The organism is Burkholderia sp. Ax-1720 (assembly GCF_011753035.1).
Classification (GTDB): domain Bacteria; phylum Pseudomonadota; class Gammaproteobacteria; order Burkholderiales; family Burkholderiaceae; genus Burkholderia; species Burkholderia gladioli.
Genome location: NZ_VWWK01000051.1, coordinates 12647 through 26674, shown reverse-complemented (window position 1 = coordinate 26674; position 14028 = coordinate 12647). Strand labels below are relative to the sequence as shown.

12 protein-coding genes and 1 pseudogene are annotated in these 14028 nt (G+C 69.1%); 10 read left to right on the top strand and 3 right to left on the bottom strand.

Annotated elements, in window-relative coordinates:
- Positions 1 to 134: 134 nt before the first annotated feature.
- On the top strand, positions 135 to 707 hold the full coding sequence (locus F3J18_RS38190) for a winged helix-turn-helix domain-containing protein (RefSeq protein WP_240154574.1): 573 nt from the start codon (positions 135 to 137) through the stop codon (positions 705 to 707).
- A gap of 115 nt (positions 708 to 822) precedes the next feature.
- Here the strand turns inward: F3J18_RS38190 and F3J18_RS16955 are convergent, their stop codons facing one another.
- Positions 823 to 1089 (bottom strand): hypothetical protein, encoded by a 267-nt coding sequence (locus F3J18_RS16955; protein ID WP_152554342.1) that lies wholly within the window; start codon positions 1087 to 1089, stop codon positions 823 to 825.
- Between the two features lie 47 nt (positions 1090 to 1136).
- Between F3J18_RS16955 and F3J18_RS16950 the strand changes: the two genes are divergently transcribed.
- From F3J18_RS16950 to F3J18_RS16925, 6 genes are all read left to right on the top strand, one after another.
- On the top strand, positions 1137 to 2552 hold the full coding sequence (locus tag F3J18_RS16950; protein ID WP_240154575.1) for an MFS transporter: 1416 nt from the start codon (positions 1137 to 1139) through the stop codon (positions 2550 to 2552).
- Between the two features lie 122 nt (positions 2553 to 2674).
- A complete protein-coding gene (locus F3J18_RS16945) occupies positions 2675 to 3664 on the top strand; it encodes an amidohydrolase family protein (protein ID WP_166913426.1) in 990 nt (329 codons plus the stop codon).
- Between the two features lie 34 nt (positions 3665 to 3698).
- On the top strand, positions 3699 to 4799 hold the full coding sequence (locus F3J18_RS16940; RefSeq protein WP_166913425.1) for a maleylacetate reductase: 1101 nt from the start codon (positions 3699 to 3701) through the stop codon (positions 4797 to 4799).
- Between the two features lie 17 nt (positions 4800 to 4816).
- A complete protein-coding gene (locus F3J18_RS16935) occupies positions 4817 to 5710 on the top strand; it encodes an intradiol ring-cleavage dioxygenase (RefSeq protein ID WP_025097928.1) in 894 nt (297 codons plus the stop codon).
- Between the two features lie 134 nt (positions 5711 to 5844).
- Positions 5845 to 7068 (top strand): porin, encoded by a 1224-nt coding sequence (locus F3J18_RS16930; RefSeq protein WP_166913424.1) that lies wholly within the window; start codon positions 5845 to 5847, stop codon positions 7066 to 7068.
- A gap of 119 nt (positions 7069 to 7187) precedes the next feature.
- Positions 7188 to 8663, top strand: a complete 1476-nt coding sequence (locus F3J18_RS16925) for an aldehyde dehydrogenase family protein (RefSeq protein WP_166913423.1) — start codon at positions 7188 to 7190, stop codon at positions 8661 to 8663.
- Positions 8664 to 8757: 94 nt separating this feature from the next.
- On the opposite strand, the gene F3J18_RS16920 is transcribed toward F3J18_RS16925, so the two are convergent.
- Positions 8758 to 9279: a MarR family transcriptional regulator gene (locus F3J18_RS16920; RefSeq protein ID WP_166913422.1), complete on the bottom strand. Its 522-nt coding sequence runs from the start codon at positions 9277 to 9279 to the stop codon at positions 8758 to 8760.
- A 104-nt stretch (positions 9280 to 9383) separates the two neighbouring features.
- On the opposite strand from F3J18_RS16920, the gene F3J18_RS16915 reads away from it, so the two are divergent.
- The 3 genes and pseudogenes from F3J18_RS16915 (at position 9384) to F3J18_RS16905 (ending at position 11380) form a co-directional block, all read left to right on the top strand.
- The gene (locus F3J18_RS16915) at positions 9384 to 10016 is read left to right on the top strand and encodes a cytochrome b (protein WP_205195456.1); all 633 of its coding nucleotides are present in this window, start codon (positions 9384 to 9386) and stop codon (positions 10014 to 10016) included.
- 46 nt (positions 10017 to 10062) lie between these two features.
- A pseudogene (locus tag F3J18_RS16910) lies at positions 10063 to 10200 on the top strand (hypothetical protein); the annotation flags it as partial.
- A 319-nt stretch (positions 10201 to 10519) separates the two neighbouring features.
- Positions 10520 to 11380 carry an alpha/beta fold hydrolase gene (locus F3J18_RS16905; protein ID WP_166913421.1) on the top strand — a complete coding sequence of 287 codons (861 nt, stop codon included), beginning with the start codon at positions 10520 to 10522 and terminating at the stop codon, positions 11378 to 11380.
- 147 nt (positions 11381 to 11527) lie between these two features.
- Here F3J18_RS16905 and F3J18_RS16900 read toward each other — a convergent pair whose 3' ends face one another.
- Positions 11528 to 13648: a TonB-dependent siderophore receptor gene (locus tag F3J18_RS16900; protein WP_025097934.1), complete on the bottom strand. Its 2121-nt coding sequence runs from the start codon at positions 13646 to 13648 to the stop codon at positions 11528 to 11530.
- Positions 13649 to 14028 lie beyond the last annotated feature (380 nt).

Below are 14028 nucleotides of genomic sequence, written 5' to 3'. Positions count from 1 at the left end.
TCAAGTAAATGGACAGCGAATTCCAAACGGCCAGGCGGCAATGGATCCCATTGCGGGAAGGGTTTGCGGCGAAATTTAAACAGGCCGGGAGATGCGCCGGAAGGGCGCTTCAGGCAGGGTGAAGGAGGGGATCGTTGCGAATCGCGCCGGGCATCGTTTCATTGGCGGCGAATCAATCGATTATTGTGCAGCGAAGCAAAACGAAATCGGATCGCGCGAATGCTCGAATCGGCGAATGCGTGGTGCAATGCCACGCGAGCCGTCGCGAGGCTGGAGTCCGGCGGGGGTTTGATGTCAAAATCGCTGCACCGCCGGATCGGCGTCAGCGCGGCACGAGATCGCGCTCCATTGCCTGCCGGCGTGAAAGGGCTCTCACACTAGGTGGATATCGCATGCAAGGATTCATCGAAACCGCAGTCGGCCGCGCGAGCGAATCGCGCGCGACGCGTCTCGCGCAAGATTGGCGCCCTGACTTTTCACGGATTCGCGGCCATGTGGCCTTCGCCATCGCCGACCAGATCGAGGAGGCGATTCGCGGCGGGCTGTTTCGCCCCGGCGATCGCCTGCCGAGCCAGCAGGCCATCGCCGATTCGCTGGGGTTTCATCCGAACACCGTGTATGCCGCGTTTCGCGAAGTCGCGCGGCGCGGCTTGATCAAGGGCTTCGCCGGACGCGGCACCCTGGTACTCGACTACGCGTTGAGCTGAGCCCGGCGCCACGTATCGAGGTGGCATCGGCGATGCCGCAAATCGCGGTTCGTCGCATGCCGGAGTCTCGCCGCCATGGCCAGGCAAATTCGACCGCTCGCGATTCTCGCATCCGTCATTTTTCCCGTTTCGCTTTCCTTGCCGAGCCGCCGCGCATGACGCGGCGAACCTCACCGGCTTCCTTACCGTCCTTGCGTTTTCCTCGTCGCGCATCGCGACGCCTGTCGCTTTCGATTGCCGCCGCCTGATGGCCGGCGGCGCTGCCGTTCGCGCCATATCCGCGTAAACGCCTATGTTTGCTTGCAAAAGCAAATATATACTTCGACACATGTTTGCGTTTGCAAATAAATTTCGGGCGAGCCGAACCGGCGGTGCCCGTCACGATCACGCCCGAACGCCGCCGCGCGCGGCCACTGCATGCCGATCACGATGAGCACCACTTCACCGCAGCACCTCGCCCCGGAGCCGACGCTGGACATCCCGGCCCTGATCGACGCGAGCCCGATCGGCCGCTTCCAGCTCGGGGTGTTCGTGCTGGCCGGCGCGGCGATGATCATCGACGGTTTCGACGTGCAGTCGATGGGTTTCGTCGCGCCGGAGCTGGTGCGCGACTGGGGCATCGCGCGTGTCGCGCTCGGCTCGGTGTTCTCGGCGAGCCTGGTGGGCATGCTGCTCGGCTCGCTGGCGCTGAGCGTGCTGGCCGACCGGATCGGCCGGCGCCCGGTGCTGGTGGCCTCGATGCTGTTCGCCGGGCTCTGCATGCTGGGCACCGCGCATGCACGGACGCTCGCGCAACTGCTCGCGCTGCGTGCGCTGAGCGGCGCCGGGGTGGGCGCGATCATGGGCAATGCGATGGCGCTGGTCAGCGAATACTGCCCGGCGCGCCGGCGTGCCTCGACGATGATGCTGGTGTCCTGCGGCTTCACGGCCGGCGCCGTGTGCGGCGGACTGATCGCGGGTTGGCTGATCCCGCTGGCGGGTTGGCGCGCCGTGTTCCTGTCGGGTGGCCTGGTATCGCTCGCGATCGGCCTGCTGATGGCCGCGATGCTGCCCGAGTCGGTGCAGTTCCTGGTGCTGCGCGGCGCGCGCCGCGAACGCATCGCGCGCCTGGTGAGGCGCATCGTGCCGCACCAGCCGGCCGCGCGGCTCGCCGAGGCGCATTACCAGGTGCGTGGCGCGAAGCCGGCCGGCGCGCCGGTGGCCGAGCTGTTCCGTGCCGGTCGCGCCCGCGCCACGCTGCTGCTCTGGGGGCTCAACTTCGCCAACCTGCTGAACCTGTTCTTCCTCTCGAACTGGCTGCCGACCATCGTCAGCGACCTGGGCCAGCCGCGCGCGGTGGCGATCGCGATCGGCACCTTGCTGCAGGTGGGCGGCACGCTAGGCACGATCGGCATGGGCCTGCTGATCGACCGCGCCGGTTATTTCCGCGTGCTGGTGCCGGGCTTCGTCGCGGCGGCGCTGGCGATCCTGCTGATCGGCCAGCCGGGCCTGCCGCTGCCGGCCCTGTTCGCGGTGGTGCTGCTCGGCGGCATCTGCATCGTCGGCGGCCAGCCGGCCATCAATGCGCTGACCGCCTCGGTCTATCCCACCCGCATCCGCGCCACCGGCATCGGCTGGGGCCTCGGCATCGGCCGCGCGGGCTCGATCGTCGGGCCGGTGGCGGCGGGGCAACTGGTTGCGCTGGGCGGCTCGGCGCACACGATGTTCGTGGCCTCGGCGCTGATCGCGCTGGCCTCCTGCGCGATGACGCTCGTCCTGGCGCGGCGGCGCGACGGGCCGGGCGACGCCGAAGCTCGGGACGCGGCATCGGCCGACGGCGCGCGCGAGGCCGCCGTCGAGCACTGATGGCACCGAGATGAATTTCCCCTATCCCGCATCCGCTCGTCTGCACGACTGAGCGATGTACCGAACCGCGAGCCCGTGCCTTGGACGGGCCTCGCCCCGACTGCCTGACACTGGAGATTGGCATGACGTTCAGCAATGTGAAGAAGATCGCGCTCGAGGAGCATTTCGCCATCGCCGAGACCATCGAGGATTCGGCCGGCTTCGTGCCGCCCGACGACTGGGTGGAGCTGCGCGGCCGCCTGCTCGACATCCAGGAGCGGCGCCTCGCCGAGATGGATCGCGCCGGCATCGAGCTGATGGTGCTGTCGCTGAACGCGCCGGCCGTGCAGGCGATCCGCGATCCGCGCCAGGCCGTCGAGCTGGCACGCCGCGCCAACGACTACCTGGCCGAGCAGGTGGCGCGCCGCCCCGATCGCTTCCGCGCCTTCGCGGCCCTGCCGATGCAGGCGCCCGAGCAGGCCATCCGCGAGGCCGAGCGCTGCGTGCGCGAGCTCGGTTTCGTCGGCGCGCTGGTCAATGGCTTCAGCGAGGCCGAGGATGGTGCCGAGCTCTATTACGACCTGCCGCGCTATCGTCCGTTCTGGGCCGCGCTGGAAGCGCTCGAGGTGCCGTTCTACCTGCATCCGCGCAATCCGCTGGCGGGCCGCGCGCCGATCTACGACGGCCACTCGTGGCTGATGGGGCCGACCTGGGCCTTCGGGCAGGAAACCGCGGTGCACGCCTTGCGCCTGATGGGCTCGGGCCTGTTCGACGCGCATCCGCGCCTGCAGATCATCCTCGGGCACATGGGCGAGGGCCTGCCCTACAGCATGTGGCGCGTCGACAATCGCAACGCCTGGGTGTCGGCCAAGCCGAACTACCCGGCCGAGAAGCCGATCGCCGAGTATTTCCGCAACAACTTCTGGCTCACCACCTCGGGCAATTTCCGCACCCAGACGCTGATCGACGCGATGCTCGAGATCGGTTCGGACCGCATCCTGTTCTCGGCCGACTGGCCCTTCGAGAACATGGATCACGCGGCCGACTGGTTCGACCATGCCTCGATCAGCGAGAACGATCGCATCAAGATCGGCCGCGGCAATGCCGAGCGGCTGCTGAGGCTCGGGCGTTGAGCCGGATGCGCGCCACCTTGACTGGATCGAAGCGATGAATCCGATTCCCTACGCGGCCGTCAACACCTGCCTGCCGTTCACCTACGAGGCACTGCCGGCCCGGGTGCATTTCGGGCACGGCACGCGCGCCCAGCTCGGCGAGGCGGTCGAGCGGCTCGGCATCTCGCGAGCCTTGCTGCTGTATGGGCCGCCGCATGCCGAGGTGGCCGAGGAACTGGCCGGGCTGCTCGGCGCACGCGATGCCGCGCGTTTCGACGGCGCGCGCATGCACACGCCGGTGGCGGTGACGGCCGAGGCGCTCGCGCTGGTCGAGGCGCGCCAGATCGACGGGCTGATCGCGATCGGCGGCGGCTCGACCACCGGTCTCGCGAAGGCGCTCGCCCTGCGCACCGACCTGCCGCAGATCATCCTGCCGACCACCTACGCGGGCTCGGAGATGACGCCGATCCTCGGCGAGACCGAGAACGGCATCAAGACCACCCGGCGCAGCCCGCGCATCCTGCCGGAATGCGTGATCTACGACGTCGACCTGACGCTGGGCCTGGGCGTCGAGATGTCGGGGATGAGCGGCATGAACGCGATCGCGCATGCGGTGGAGGCGCTCTACGCGCGCGACGCGAACCCGGTGATCCATGCGCTCGCGCTGGACAGCGTGCGAGCCCTGGCCAGGGCGCTGCCGGCGATCCATGCCGATCCGGCCAACCGCGCCGCGCGCGCCGACGCGCTCTACGGCGCCTGGCTGGCCGGCGTCTGCCTGGGCTCGGTCGGCATGGCGCTGCACCACAAGCTCTGCCATGTGCTGGGCGGCAGCTTCGACCTGCCGCATGCGCAGACGCATGCGCTGGTGCTGCCGCACGCGCTCGCCTACAACGCGCCGGCCGTCCCGGACGTGATGGCGCGCCTCGCGACGGCGCTCGAGGTGGACGATGCCTGCCTGGCGCTGCATGATCTGAACCTGGCGATCGGCGCGCCGCGCGGCCTGGGCGCGATCGGCATGCCGGAGGCCGGCATCGCGCGCGCGGTCGAACTGGCGCTCGCCAATCCCTACTGGAACCCGCGGCCGCCCGAGGCGGCCGGGCTGCGGAGCCTGCTGGAACGCGCCTGGCAGGGCGCGGCGCCGGCTGTCGCGGCCTGAAGCAAGGAACACGCACCATGAGCGACACCCCACAACGAAGCTACCCGCTGTTTTCCGAACAGGACTCGGCCGAGATCGTCAACGCGCGGATCGGGCCCGACGTGGCGCCGCGCACCGCGCAGATGGCCGCCGCGATCGTGCGCCACCTGCATGCGGCCGTGAAGGAGATCGAGCCGACCCACGAGGAGTGGTACGCGGCGATCCGCTTCCTGACCGAAACCGGCCAGATGTGCAGCGACTGGCGCCAGGAGTTCATCCTGCTGTCGGACGTGCTCGGCGTGTCGATGCTGGTCGACGCGATCAATCACCGGCGGCCCGGCAACGCCACCGAGAACACCATCCTCGGCCCGTTCTTCGTGGAAGGCCTGCCGGTGCTGCCGGCCGGCAGCAACCTCTGCCTGGACGGCAAGGGCGAGCCGCTGGTGGTGACCGGCAGCGTGAGCGATACCGAGGGCCGGCCGGTGGCGGGCGCCACCATCGACGTCTGGCAGACCAACGACGACGGCTACTACGACGTGCAGCAGAAGGGCCTGCAGCCCGAGGGCAACCTGCGCGGCAAGTTCGAGAGCGACGCCGGGGGCGGCTTCTGGTTCCGCAGCGTGCGCCCGCGCGACTACCCGATTCCCGACGACGGCCCGGTCGGCAAGCTGCTGGCCACGCTGGGCCGCCATCCGAATCGCGCCGCGCATATCCATTTCATGATCCAGGCGCCCGGCTTCGAGACCGTGATCACGCACATCTTCTCGCCGGATTGCCCCTACCTCGCCGAGGACACGGTGTTCGGCGTGAAGCAGAGCCTGGTCGGCGAGTTCGAGCGCGTCGACGATGCCGGCGCCGCGGCCGCCTACGGATTCTCGGGCCCGTTCTGGAAAACCGATCGGCCCTTCGTGCTCAAGCGCGAGGAAGGCTGAACCCCGGCGACGGGCGCCTGCCGCCCGTCATCCCACCACCAAGACCAAGGAGACCGCCACCCACCTGGTAGCCGTAGCAGCACGATCGTGACGATAAAGAGAACTAATTATTATGAAATTGGAGACGATAGGTCATGAAGCATTGCATTCTGGGCGGCCTGGCCGCGCTGGGAGCTGTCTGCGCGCACGCGCAGAGCAGCGTGACGCTGTACGGGATCATCGACGCGGGGGTGTCCTACGCGAACGACGTGCAGACCGCGAGGCCGGGCGGGCGCCCGACCGGGGCCGGCCAGGTGTCGTTCCAGGACGGCTTGACGGCGGGCTTGTCGGGTAGCCGCTGGGGCTTTCGCGGCAGCGAGGACCTGGGCGGCGGCCTGAAGACGATCTTCACGCTGGAGAACGGCTTCACGGTCAACAACGGCGCGCTCACGCAAGGCGGCGCGGAATTCGGGCGGCAGGCCTTCGTCGGCCTGGCCTCGACGCGGTTGGGCACGCTGACCTTCGGGCGCCAGTACGACACGCTGCTCGACTCGATCCAGCGTTTCTCGGCGCCGTCCTGGGCCGGCTGGATGGCCTCGCACGTCGGCGACATCGACGACCTCGGGCTGCTGTACCGCATCAACAATGCCGTCAAGTACGTCACGCCGGTGTTCGGCGGGCTGCGCGTGAGCGGGCTCTACAGCTTCGGCGGCGTGCCCGGCGCGGGCGGGCAGAACCAGGTCTGGTCGCTCGGCGCGAGCTACGAGCATGGCGGCTTCGGCTTCGGCGCGGGCTACCTCAACGCGCGCAATCCGAACGTGTCGTTCTACGGCAATACCCCGAACAAGGGGCTCGCCACGGTCAACAACATCGGCTCGGCCGGCTCGGCGACCACGCCCGAATCGTTTCCCGCCTTCGCCGGTTATGCCTCGGCCAATACGCTGGAGATCATGGGGCTGGGCGGCAGCTACAGCTTCGGGCGCACCACCGTGGGCGGCGTGCTGACCCGCACCCGCTTCGATTCGCTGGGCTCGGCCTCGGGCCCGAATCCGCTCGGTTATACCGGCAACGCGGTGTTCACCAGCGCCGAGCTCGGCGTGCGCACGCTGATCACGCCGGCCCTGCAGACCGGCATCGCCTTCGACTACACGCGACGCAATTCGGTCGACGGCGACGGCGGCGCGCGCTACCTGCAACTCGACGCGGTGGCCGACTACGCGTTCTCGACGCGCACCGACGTCTACCTGCTGGCGATCCTGCAGCGCGCCAGCGGCCGCGATTCGCTCGGCCAGCCGGCGGTGGCCACCATCGGCGGCTTCTCGCCCTCGGCCACCGACAAGCAGGTGGTGGTGCGCGTGGGCTTGCGGCAACGCTTCTGACGACGTGCGGTGAGGCACGCGATCCGGGCCCGAATCGCGTGCATTTGTTTGCAATTGCAAGTGTTGCAATTGCTATGTAAGATGCCTCGCATCGATTGGAACAGGCAAGGAGTGGACTGATGCAACAGGATAGGGAACAGGGCGCCGCGGCGCCGATCGAGGCGCGGCACTGGATCGACGGCGAGTGGCTGGGCTCGGCGCGCATGGGCGACAGCGTCGACCCGGCCACGGGCCGCATCATCGGCCGCTATCACGACGGCGGCGCCGAGGAGGCCGAGCTGGCCATCGCGGCGGCCGCGCGCGCCTTCGAGGACGACAGCTGGACCGCCGATCCGCAGCGCCGCGCGGTGGCGCTGATGCGCCTGGCCGATGCCTACGAGGCGCGCCGCGAGGAGGTGGTGGCCACGCTCTGCCGCGAGAACGGCAAGCTGCGCCACGAGGCCGGTTTCGAGGCGGGGCTGATCCTGCGCGGGCTGCGTTTCGCGGCCGGCCTCGCGCTGCAGAACTTCGGGCGCGTGATGGACCCGCGCCCCGGCTTCCAGGGCATGAGCATCGTGCAGCCGATCGGCGTGGCCGGCTTGATCATCCCCTGGAATTCGCCGGCCTACCTGTCGATCCGCGCGCTCGCGCCGGCGCTGGCGGCCGGCTGCACGGCGGCGATCAAGATGCCGATGCAGGCCGCGCAGACCGCGGCGCTGATGAGCGAGATCCTCGCCTCGGTGCCGGACCTGCCCAGGGGCGCGGTCAATCTCTTCATCGAGTCGGGCGCGGCCGGCGCGAAGCGCCTGGTGGATTCGCCGCTGGTGAAGACGGTCAGCTTCACCGGCAGCACCGGCACGGGCCGCGCGATCGCGCTGGCCGCCGCCGCGCAGCTCAAGCGGGTCGGCCTCGAGCTGGGCGGGAAGACGCCGCACCTGGTGTTCGACGATGCCGATCTCGATGCGCTGCTGCCGGTGCTGGAGAAGTCCTCGACGGTGTTCGCCGGGCAGTTCTGCATGTGCGGCAGCCGGATCCTGGTGCAGCGCGGCATCGCCGAGCGCGTGCGCGAGGGGCTGGCGGCGCGGCTGCGCGCGGTCCGGCCGGGCCCGGCCGCCGATCCCGCCAGCGACATGGGGCCCTTGATCGACCGTGCCTCGCTGGGCCGCATCGACGCGATGGTGGAAGCCGCGCTGGCGGCCGGCGCGAAGGCGATCGTGCGCGGCGGGATCGTCACCGAGGCGCCGCTCGCCGAGGGCAATTTCTATCGGCCCGCGCTGCTCGAGATCGACGATCCCGCGCTGGCGATCGCGCAGCAGGAAGTGTTCGGCCCGGTGCAGACCCTGCAGGTGTTCGATACCGAGGCGGAGGCGATCGCGCTGGCCAACCACAGCGAATACGGCCTGAGCGCCTGCGTGTGGAGTCGCGACGTGGACCGGCCGGTGCGCGTGTCGCGGCGGCTCGAGGCCGGCTTCGTGTCGATCAACGGCTGGGCCAACATCGCCGTCGAGTTCGAGGAGGGCGGCTACAAGTCGAGCGGGCTGGGACGGCTGGGCGGCGTGGCTTCGCTCGAGGATTTCATCGAGCGCAAGCAGATCACGCAGACCTACGCGGTCTAGCGTATCGGCCCGGCGCGCGGCAAGGCGCGGCGCGCCGGACGAGAGGCAGGGCGAGCGCGACCGGGCTCGCCCTGCGCGCGAGCAAGCGCGTGGCTCAGCGGCGCGTCTTGCGCGCCGCCGCCGCGCGCGATGGGGCCGGCGCGGGTTCCGGTTCGACCCGCGGCGCCGTCGCCTCGTCGCTGTGCAGGTTCGCGAAGATGTGGTCCATCAGCAGCTTCAACTGCTTGAGCTGGGCGCTGTCGAGCCCGGCCGTGGCCAGCTTCTCGTAATGGATCGCGCGCGGGATCCAGCGCTCGACCAGCGCGCGCCCGGCAGCGGTCAGCGAGATGCAGACGGTGCGGCCGTCGTCGCTGAGGCGTTTGCGGGTCACGTGACGCATCGTGATCATCTTGCCGACCAGCCGCGAGAGCGTCGACAGCTCGCTCGACACCATCTCGGCGAGATCGATCAGGCGCTGGTCCTCCTGCTCGCGCAGGGCGGCCATCACGCGGTACATCGGCAGGGTCAGGCCGACCTCGCGCAGCTCGGCGGAGAACAGTTGCTCCATGCGAACCCCGACCTTGGCGAGCAGGTAGGGGAAGGCTTCGGTGAATCGGTAGTGATCGAGATCGGGCATGTCGGCGAGCCTGGCGTGCGGGGATGAAGGGCGTCGGCAAGGCATCCGCCCATCTGTTTGCAAAATCAATTATTGCGCGTGGCGATTATATAGGAGGCGAAAACATGGCTCAACTTCACGGCAACGGCAACGGCAGCGGCGATGCCGGGCCGGCGGCGCGTTATCCGCGCGGTGCGCGGCGGTTCCACTGGCTGATGGCGGCCATCATCGTGACGGTCTGGTGCATCGGCTTCGGCTCGGCGCACCTGCGTGGAGACGCGCCGCGCGGGGGCACGCCGCTGCTGGTGCACAAGGCGATCGCCTCGACCGTGCTGTTCCTGGTGGCGGCGCGCATCGTCTATCGCATCTGGCGACGGCGCGCCTACCCGGCGCTGCCGGCGAGCATCTCGCCGCCGATGCGGCGGCTAGCCGGCGGCGTGCACCTGCTGCTCTATGCCGGCGCGATGATAGCCACGCCGCTGTCGGGCTGGATCTGGAGTTCGGTGGCGGGGCACCCGGTGCCCCTGCTCGGCATCGTCAACCTGCCGCCGCTGGTTCCCGTCGACAAGGCCAGCTACGACCTCTGGATGTGGATCCACCGCGCCTTCGCCTGGAGCGCCGGCGCGGTGATCGCGCTGCATGTGCTGGCCGCGCTCAAGCATCATTTCGTCGATCGTGACGGCATCCTGCTGAGGATGCTGCCGGGGCGGGACGCGCCGGCGGCGGCGCCGAGCGGGCCGCTGCGCGATACGGCCTGAAGGCGCGCACAATCCCGCCGGCTACCTGCCGTCGCGCGAGCTGTTCATGCGGGTGGCCGAGTTCACGCGCCGCCACGGGCCGATCCTGTTCAGTGACGAGGTCGATCGCGGCCTCGTGTTCGACGAGGAAGAGCGGTTGCCGGCTGCCTGCGACGTCCACGAGCGGGCGGTGTCGCTCGGCTACCTGTCGAAGTCGCACGGGCTGGTCGGTTTGCGGCTGGGCTGCCGAGCTGCTGCCCATCGTCGATGCCTGGCTGGGCGGCGCCGGCTGAGCCTGCGCCCCGGCGCGGGGGCGCCGCGTGCGAATCCCGCGCCGCTGGCGCGAAACGACGGCGCCCACGCCGCGCGCGAAGCACGCGGCTCTTGTATCATGGGCGCCGCCGTCCGGCGGCGTCGAGCGCAGGCCCAGCCTGCCATCGGGATCGGACCATGCGTGCCGCATGTCGATCCGGGTCTCGCGCCGGCCCGCGGACTTCCGTCCATCCACTCCCAGCCCCGATCCCATGGATATCACCACCCACCGAACCGCCAACGACATCGCGATCACGCTGCGCCGTCCCGATACCGCCGGCGCGCTGCCCGTCATCGTGCTCTGCCACGGCTTCTGCGGCATCCAGGAACTGCTGCTGCCGCGCTTCGCCGAAGCCTTCGTGGCGGCCGGTTACGCGGCCGTCACCTTCGACTATCGCGGTTTCGGCGCGAGCGGCGGCGAGCAGGGCCGCCTGGTGCCGGCCATGCAGATCGAGGACATCGCCACCGTGCTCGAATTCGTCAAGGCGCTGCCCGGCATCGACGCGGCGCGCATCGGCCTGTGGGGCACCTCGCTGGGCGGCGGCCACGTGCTGGCGGCGGCCGCGGCCGATCCCGCCGTCAAGGCGGTGGTGAGCCAACTGAGCTTCGCCGACGGCGAGCAGGTGGTCACACGCAGCATGAGCGAGGAGGAGAAGCAGGCCTTCGTCTCGACGCTGGAGCGCATGCGCGAGAAGAAGGCGGCCACCGGCCGCGAGATGTTCGTCGCGATCACCAAGGTGCTGACCGACGAGCAGTCGAAGGCCTTCGTGGTGGAGGCGCGCGCGCGTCATCCGGAGATGGACATCAAGATCCCGTTCCTGACCGTGCACGAGATGCTGAACTACAAGCCGGCCGAGGCCGCGGCGCGCGTGGCGTGCCCGGTGCTGGTGGTGGTGGCGGGCGAGGACGGCGTGAACCCGCCGGAGCAGGGCACCGCGCTCCACGAGGCGGTGGGCGCGAGCGTCAAGGAGCTGTTCGTCGAGGCCGGCGCCGGCCACTACGACATGTACGACGGCCAGCATTTCGAGCACAGCATCGCGAAGCAGTTGGCCTGGTTCGGCGCGCACGTCTGAACGCGCGCGCTTGAAGACATGAGGCGGCGCCTGGGCGCCGCCTGAAGCGAGGCGGGGCACCGAGGGCGCGACACGGCAAGTGCGTGCGCCCCCGGTGCCCCGTTTGCCTGATGAGCGGCCAGGACCGGCGGCCCTGGCCGAGCCCGCTCAGTAGACGAAGTGCCCCTGCACGTAGACGGTGCGCGGCGCGCCGACCATGCGGCCCGCGTTGCCGTCGACGTTGCGCGTGTAGTAGCGCGCGTCGCCGACGTTGTTGATGCCGGCGGTCAGCGTGCTGCCCTTCATCTTCGGGATCTTCCAGTCGGCCTGCAGGTTCCAGACGCGGAAGCCCGGCACGCGGCCGACGCTGCCGTCCGCCGATTCGGCCACCGTGTTCGCGGTATCCGAATACTGCGCGCTCTGGTGCGTGCTCGAGACGTTGAAGGTCCAGGCGCCGGTCTTGTAGCGCGCGCCGATGGTATCGGTGAAGCGCGAGTAGAACGGCACGTCGCGGCCGGCAAACTGGCCCGACTCCTGCACCGCCTTGGTGTAGGTGAAGTTGATGTAGGCGTCCAGGCCGCGCAGCGGGCCGTCGTCGGCGAACTCGTAGTCGAAGGCGGTTTCCACGCCCTGGTGATGGGTCGCGCCGATGTTCTGGAAGGTGGCCGGCACCACGCCCACGATCTGCTGGATCTGGTTGTCGAAGCGCATGTTGAAGGCGCTCACCTCGGCGTGGATCTGCCGGCTGGTCCAGCGCGCGCCCACCTCGAAGGTCTTGGCGGTTTCCGGCTGCAGCGGGTTGGTGGCCGACTGCGAGTTGAGCTGGGTGTTCTGCACCGGGCCGAACGAGGTGCTGTAGTCGGTAAACAGCGTCAGCGCCGGCGTCAGCAGGTAGGACAGGCTCACCGCCGGCAGCGGCTTGTTGTTCTTCGAGCCGAAGCTCTGGTTCAGGATGTCGTCGCGGCGCACCGACTCGATGTGCTCGTAGCGGATCCCCGGCGTCAGGCGCCAGCGGCCGAAGGCGATCTTGTCGTCGATATAGACGGCATGCGCGTCGGTCGAATTGTCGAAGCGCGTCGGGCTGGTCAGGATGCCGGTCAGGATCGACTGGTTGAAGCTGTTGTCGGTGCCGCGCTCGCGAATGTAGCGATAGCCGACCGTCACGTCATGGGTGGTCGGCCCGAGCGAGAAGCGCTGGGTGAAGCGCGGCTCGATGCCGTACACCGAGTAGGTGCGAGGCTGGTCCTGCAACTGCGTGCGCGCCGCGTTGATCAGCGAGCTGGTGCGGTAGCTGTCGTTGTAGAAGGTGCGGATCTCGAATTCCTGGTTCGCCGAGATGGTGTTCAGGTAGCCGACGTCGAAACCCTTGCGGTCGCCGTACCAGAAGTCGGTCGGCCGGGTGTTCTGGAACGGGTCGGCATTGAACTGCGCCACCGTCAGACCGCCCGGCGTATGCGATTTGACGTCGTAGTAGGAGAACTTGCCGTACAGCTCGGAGCTCGGCGTGAGCTCGTAGCGCCACTTCAACTGCAGGTCGTTGACGCTCTCGTCGCTGCCCACGCGCCAGTCGCGACCGGCCATGCCCGAGTAGAGCAGGGCCACGCCCAGGCCGTTGTCCATCTGGGTGCCGAGGAAGGTGCTGTACTGGGTGCTCGCGCCGCCGTGCGTGTAGATGTTCTCGCGCATCGTGGCGTCTGCGGTCAGGCCCGGCTGGCTGGGGATGTCGCGGGTGCGGAAGTTGATCACGCCGCCCACGTTCTGCGGGCCGTAGCGCACCGAGCCGCCGCTGCGCACCACGTCGATCGACTGGATGTTGCCCAGGCTGATCGGCGCGAACGACATCTGTGGCTGCCCATAGGGGGCGAAGGCCAGCGGAATGCCGTCGAGCAGGATGGTCGAGCGCGGCGCGTAGCGACCGGTCAGTCCGCGCACGCCGATGTTCAGCGAGATCGCGCTGCCGGCCGAACCCGAGTTGTCGGTGGCCTGCACGCCCGGCACACGGCGCAGCACGTCGGCGATGCTCGACGCGCCGCTGTCCTCGATCGCCTGGTGGTTGACCACGGTGCGCGCGCCCGCGAAGGTCTTCACGCTGTTCTGCAGGCCGCTGCCGAGCCAGTCGCCCGACACGTTGATGGTGTCAAGCACGGTGGTGTTCTGCGGCTCCTTCGGTTTCGGATCGGATTCCTGGGCGAATGCCGGCTCCGCGATCGACAGGCACGCGAGCGCGGCGAGCGCCGCGCAGCGGGTCAGGCGGGTGGTTTCGGTGAAATGGCGGCCAGTCCTTGCCATGATGCGATGTGTCCTGTTGTCGTGTGTCGAGATGGGTTGCCGCCGGATTCGCGGGTAGCGAACATGCCGGAAGTACGCACCGGATGCCGGGCTTATCGGCAAACGATGGGCGGAATTAGAATGAGAATCATGTTTATTTGTAAGCGGTTTGCTGCGTGTCCGACATGCTCGTGCGAGGGCTTCCGTAAGGGAAATGGCCGCGCCGGAACGGAGCGACACACGGGAAACGGCTAGGGGAATTGCGGTTCGGCGCTAGGCGTCGGCGGCGACGAGGGTGACGTCGCGCGCGCTTCGGGCTGAAGGTCGATGCGCTGGCTCACGCTGGCCGACACCCGGGCGGGCGTTGCGGGGCAAGCGTTTTGCGGCTGGCGGCACCTGGC

What these genes read in the sequence shown, in the direction of transcription:
- F3J18_RS16900 (WP_025097934.1), bottom strand. Translation starts at nt 13,648, where the DNA reads ATGGCAAGGACTGGCCGCCATTTCACCGAAACCACCCGCCTGACCCGC.
- F3J18_RS16945 (WP_166913426.1), top strand. Translation starts at nt 2,675, where the DNA reads ATGACGTTCAGCAATGTGAAGAAGATCGCGCTCGAGGAGCATTTCGCC.
- F3J18_RS16940 (WP_166913425.1), top strand. Translation starts at nt 3,699, where the DNA reads ATGAATCCGATTCCCTACGCGGCCGTCAACACCTGCCTGCCGTTCACC.
- F3J18_RS16950 (WP_240154575.1), top strand. Translation starts at nt 1,137, where the DNA reads ATGAGCACCACTTCACCGCAGCACCTCGCCCCGGAGCCGACGCTGGAC.
- F3J18_RS16905 (WP_166913421.1), top strand. Translation starts at nt 10,520, where the DNA reads ATGGATATCACCACCCACCGAACCGCCAACGACATCGCGATCACGCTG.
- F3J18_RS16920 (WP_166913422.1), bottom strand. Translation starts at nt 9,279, where the DNA reads ATGCCCGATCTCGATCACTACCGATTCACCGAAGCCTTCCCCTACCTG.
- F3J18_RS16915 (WP_205195456.1), top strand. Translation starts at nt 9,384, where the DNA reads ATGGCTCAACTTCACGGCAACGGCAACGGCAGCGGCGATGCCGGGCCG.
- F3J18_RS16935 (WP_025097928.1), top strand. Translation starts at nt 4,817, where the DNA reads ATGAGCGACACCCCACAACGAAGCTACCCGCTGTTTTCCGAACAGGAC.
- F3J18_RS16930 (WP_166913424.1), top strand. Translation starts at nt 5,845, where the DNA reads ATGAAGCATTGCATTCTGGGCGGCCTGGCCGCGCTGGGAGCTGTCTGC.
- F3J18_RS16925 (WP_166913423.1), top strand. Translation starts at nt 7,188, where the DNA reads ATGCAACAGGATAGGGAACAGGGCGCCGCGGCGCCGATCGAGGCGCGG.